General features: G+C 65.0%; 4 protein-coding genes and 1 pseudogene. 4 read left to right on the plus strand and 1 reads right to left on the minus strand.

The window, feature by feature from the left end:
* Positions 1-464: pseudogene (locus tag EOA28_RS24655) on the plus strand (hypothetical protein); the annotation flags it as partial.
* 11 nt (positions 465-475) lie between these two features.
* Here EOA28_RS24655 and EOA28_RS24660 read toward each other — a convergent pair.
* Complete coding sequence (locus tag EOA28_RS24660) at positions 476-1,678, minus strand: ROK family transcriptional regulator (protein WP_127251383.1); 1,203 nt, start codon at positions 1,676-1,678, stop codon at positions 476-478.
* Positions 1,679-1,901: 223 nt separating this feature from the next.
* Here EOA28_RS24660 and EOA28_RS24665 point away from each other — a divergent pair, with 223 nt between their 5' ends.
* The 3 genes from EOA28_RS24665 (at position 1,902) to EOA28_RS24675 (ending at position 4,955) form a co-directional block, all read left to right on the plus strand.
* Entirely contained in the window at positions 1,902-3,140 is a 1,239-nt protein-coding gene (locus EOA28_RS24665) for an extracellular solute-binding protein (protein WP_127251384.1), read from the plus strand.
* 85 nt (positions 3,141-3,225) lie between these two features.
* Entirely contained in the window at positions 3,226-4,110 is an 885-nt protein-coding gene (locus tag EOA28_RS24670) for a sugar ABC transporter permease (protein ID WP_127251385.1), read from the plus strand.
* Positions 4,110-4,955 carry a carbohydrate ABC transporter permease gene (locus tag EOA28_RS24675; RefSeq protein WP_127251386.1) on the plus strand — a complete coding sequence of 282 codons (846 nt, stop codon included), beginning with the start codon at positions 4,110-4,112 and terminating at the stop codon, positions 4,953-4,955. Before EOA28_RS24670 ends, EOA28_RS24675 begins: the two co-directional genes overlap by 1 nt.
* The last annotated feature ends 3 nt before the right edge of the window (positions 4,956-4,958 follow it).

Below are 4,958 nucleotides of genomic sequence, written 5' to 3' on the forward strand. Positions count from 1 at the left end.
CGCTTGATGCTCTTGACGGCGGGAGCCGGCTGCAAATGTTCCAGGCACGGCCGCAAATGTTGGTGCGGTTGCAGCCGCTGATCGCGGATGGGCTGATCTCCTCGGTGCCGGTGCGGGAGCCGCAACAGACTTTTTCGCTGTTCACATGGCTCAACAATGGCGGCGTCGTCATGGATTGGCTGATCGCCGGCGTCGACCCACAGGATGCCGGCCAGGAGCGCATTCCGACTGGCGTGCTGTCGATCGGCGACTTCTCCAGGTGGCTGAAGCTGTCGCGTACCCACCTTGCGCGCAAGCTGCGCGACGCCGAGGCGCTCGGCAGCGTCGGCTGGCTTGGGCGGCGCGGCCATTCCGTCATGTGGATTTCGAACGAATTCTACAGCGAGTACCTCACCGCGCAGGCGGTCAAGCTCGCCATCATCGACGCGGCTTTGGCCACCTGTATGGAGCAGGCGACCGGCTAATCGTCAGCGTTCTATCCGGCCTTCAGGATAGCGGAAAAACGTGGGTCGAAGGCCCGGCTGATCGGTTCGGCGGCGGCGCCCACCGCGATCGCCCAGGGATCGGTGGTGCCCAGTTGCAGCCGCGGCAGGCGGCGGGCGGGCCGATCCGCGATCGACGGCAGAAGCGGATGCATGGCCTGGTGCAGAAGCTGGGCCAGCGCCTCGGGCGCGGTGCTGGTGAGGATGACGGTTTGCGGATCGAAGATCGTTTCGATCAGATGCACGCTCCAGCGCAGGTCGGACGCGGCTCTTTCGACCCAGCTCATGACCCTTGCGTCCTGCGCGAGCGCCAGCGCGCCGAGCTTCTCGTAAAGCCCCCTTTCGGCGGGATCGAGGCCGAGATGCTGGTAGAGCGAGGCGAGCGAGGCGCGGTGCTCCAACGGCGTCGAGCCTGGACCGGCCGGCGACAGCAGCGCCCTGCCGATCTCGCCGGCATTGCCGCTGCCGCCATTGTAGAGCTCGCCATTGAGGATCAGCCCGGCGGCTATGCCGTAGCCGACATACAGGCAGACCGCGTGATCGACGCCATGCGCGGCGCCGACGATGCGCTCCGCCGTTGCACAGGCCGCCGCATCGTTCTGCAGCCCGACATTCAGTCCGGTGCCGGCGGCAAGCGTCTCGAGCAGCGGGAATTGCTGCCAGGCAGGCATCATCCATGTGTCGTCGGATTCCCTTAGGCCGAACGGCCCCGGCATGGCGACGCCAAGGCCGACCAGCCGCCGCTCGGACTGGGCGAACAAGGAAGCCAGCTCGCGCCTGACGCGGTCGACCAGGCCGAGGATGGTCTTGACGCCGGCTGATGGCTCGTCGAGCGGCAGACCTGCCTCGGCGCGCGCGATGACCTTGCCGACGAGGTCGACCACCACCACGCGCGTCAAATGTCGGTCGATCTGCAGCCCGATGGCGAAGGCGCCCTCGGGCACCAGCCGGTATGGTGTGAAGGGCTGCCCCCTGCCCTTGCGCACCGCGTCCAGCGCGACAACCAGCCCATCGCGCTCGAGATCCTCGATGATGTTGGAAACCGCCTGCTTGGTAAGCTGCGTCGCTCGCGCCAGGTCAGCACGCGACAGCGCGCCGTTGAGCCGCAGCGCCTCGATCATGACACGGCGGTTGTGCGCGCTGGTGCCTTCCTGGTTGGTGCCGCTCTTGGCGCGGATCGGGCTGATATCGTGCACCGTCTTTTCCCCTCTTGACTCGATTAAAGGATTGATCGACTAATTAAGTCAAGCGAATTGACTTAATAGGTGAAACCCGGGCGGCTCCACAAGAAGACGGCAAAGCCTCAAGCTCCCGCCGCGCGCCGTTCAGGACAGATCCGGTCACACGCGATGCAATTCGAGAAAGCGGCGGCATAAGCTTCGCCGCCGACTTGCAGCTGTCGAAATGGGAGAAAGACAAATGCTGAAATCGATCGGTAAGACACTTCTGGGCGCGGTGTTCGTCGGCGGGCTGTTCGTCCCCCACGCCTTCGCCGAGACCACCTTGAACGCCCTCTTCATGGCGCAGGCCGCCTATAGCGAGGCCGACGTGCGCTCGATGACGGAGGCCTTCACCAAGGCCAACCCCGACATCAAGGTGAACCTCGAATTCGTTCCCTATGAAGGCCTGCACGACAAGACCGTGCTCGCCCAAGGCTCGGGCGGTGGCTATGACGTGGTGCTGTTCGACGTGATCTGGCCGGCCGAATACGCGACCAACAAGGTGCTGGTCGACGTATCCTCGAAGATCACCGACGACATGAAGAAGGGCGTGCTGCCCGGCGCCTGGACCACCGTGCAATATGACGGCAAGTACTATGGCATGCCGTGGATCCTCGACACCAAATACCTGTTCTACAACAAGGAAATCCTGGAAAAGGCCGGCATCAAGGCGCCGCCGAAGACCTGGGAAGAGCTCGGCCAGCAGGCCAAGATCATCCAGGACAAGGGGCTGCTGAAGACGCCGATCGCCTGGAGCTGGTCACAGGCTGAAGCCGCTGTCTGCGACTACACCACGCTGGTCAGCGCCTATGGCGGCGACTTCCTAAAGGACGGCAAGCCCGACTTCCAGAATGGCGGTGGCTTATCGGCGCTGAAATACATGGTCGACAGCTACAAATCGGGCCTCACCAATCCGAACTCCAAGGAATTCCTGGAAGAGGACGTCCGCAAGGTGTTCGAGAACGGCGACGCGGCCTTCGCGCTGAACTGGACCTACATGTACAACATGGCCAACGATCCGAAGGACTCCAAGGTCGCCGGCAAGGTCGGCGTCGTGCCGGCGCCCGGCGTCGCCGGCACCAGCGAGGTCTCGGCCGTCAACGGCTCGATGGGTCTTGGCATCACGGCGGTGTCGAAGCACCCCGACGAAGCCTGGAAATACATCGAGTTCATGACCTCGCAGGCGACGCAGAACCAGTATGCCAAGCTCTCGCTGCCGATCTGGGCCTCGTCCTATGACGACCCGGGCGTCACCAAGGGCCAGGAAGAGCTGATCGCCGCCGCCAAGCTGGGTCTCGCCGCGATGTATCCGCGCCCGACCACGCCGAAATACCAGCAGCTGTCGACGGCCCTGCAGCAGGCGATCCAGGAATCGCTGCTTGGCCAGACGACGCCGGAAGACGCGCTCAAGACCGCCGCCGAAAACAGCGGCCTCTGATCTGGCATTCCTCGACGCGGGCGGCCTCATCCACGAGCGCCGCCTGTGCTGTTTCTGACCGGATGAAGGGAAAGAGGCGCCTCTGATGTCGGGCACCTGGATGACGACTCGCGCGTGGCTGTTGATGCTGCCGCTGCTGGTGATCATGGTCGCCGTCATCGGCTGGCCATTGGTCGATACGGTCAGGCTTTCCTTCACCGACGCCCAGCTGGTCGGCACGGCGGGCAACTACGTCGGCTTCGACAACTACACCAAGATGCTGACGAGTTCGAACTTCACCCGCACGCTCTCGACCACCACCTGGTTCGCCGTCGTCTCGGTCGCCGCCGAAATGGTGCTTGGCGTGCTGGCAGCGCTTCTGCTCAACCAGGAGTTCCGCGGCCGCGCCGTGCTGCGCGGGCTGATGATCCTGCCCTGGGCGCTGCCCACCGTCGTCAACGCCACGCTCTGGCGGCTGATCTACAATCCGGAATATGGCGCGCTGAACGCGGCGCTGACGCAACTCCACCTCATCGATGACTACCGCTCCTGGCTGGGCGAGCCGGGCACGGCGCTCGCGGCGCTGATCGTCGCCGACTGCTGGAAGAATTTTCCACTTGTCGCGCTGATCGCGCTGGCCGCCCTGCAGGCCGTGCCGCGCGACATCACCGCCGCAGCACTTGTCGACGGCGCCGGGCCGTTCAACCGCTTCCGCTTCGTCATCCTGCCCTATCTCGCCGGCCCGCTGATGGTGGCACTGGTGCTGCGCACCATCGAGGCCTTCAAGGTCTTCGACATCATCTGGGTCATGACCCGCGGCGGTCCGGCCAACAGCACGCGCTCGCTGTCGATCCTCGTCTACCAGGAAGCCTTCTCCTTCCAGCGCGCCGGCTCCGGCGCATCGCTGGCGCTGATCGTCACCTTGCTCGTCACGGTGCTCGCCTTCGCCTATGCGACGCTGGTGAGGAAGACTGCGGGGAGCGCTACCTGATGGAACGCAGGAACCCGGTTTTCACCGCCTTCGTCTATATCTGCGCCATCCTGCTCGCCATCGTCATCCTGGCGCCGCTCGCCTGGCTCTTCGTCATGAGCATATCGCCGGCGGCCGACCTCGCCGCCAAGCCGCTGCGCTGGTGGCCGCAGGCGGCCGACTTCTCGCGCTACGCGCAGCTCCTGTCGACGGCCGAAAACAGCGCGGGTGCTGCCTTTACCGCCTCGCTGCGCAACAGCCTGGAAGTCGCCGGCATGGCGACGCTTGCCGCTATCGTCCTTGCCGTGCCGGCCGGCTGGGCCGTCTCGCGCACGCCTTCGGTCGGCTGGTCGCTGTCGATGGTGATCGCCACCTATATGCTGCCGCCGGTGGCGCTCTCCGTGCCGCTTTACATGGGTCTGTCCTGGCTCGGCCTGCTCAACAACGTCTTCGGCCTGGCGCTGATCTATCTGACCATCCTCGCGCCCTTCACCACCTGGCTGATGAAATCGGGTTTCGATTCCATCCCGCGCGAGATCGAGGCCGCGGCGATGATCGACGGGGCTGGCCTGTTCCAGACCTGGCGCATCATCACCTTGCCGCTGGCGGCGCCCGTGGTCGCGACATCGGCGCTGTTTGCCGTGCTGCTCGCCTGGGACGAGTTCTTCTATGCCCTGCTCTTCACCTCCGATCAGCGGGCAAAGACGCTAACCGTCGCCATCGCCGATCTCGCCGGCGGCCGCGTCTCCGATTACGGGCTGATCGCCACCGCCGGCGTGCTGGCGGCCTTGCCGCCCGTGCTGATCGGCCTCGTCATGCAGCGCGCGCTGATCTCGGGCCTCACCAGCGGCGGCGTGAAAGGATAATGA

Origin of the sequence: Mesorhizobium sp. M2A.F.Ca.ET.067.02.1.1 (assembly GCF_004023285.1) — a bacterium.
In the GTDB taxonomy this organism is placed as follows: domain Bacteria; phylum Pseudomonadota; class Alphaproteobacteria; order Rhizobiales; family Rhizobiaceae; genus Mesorhizobium.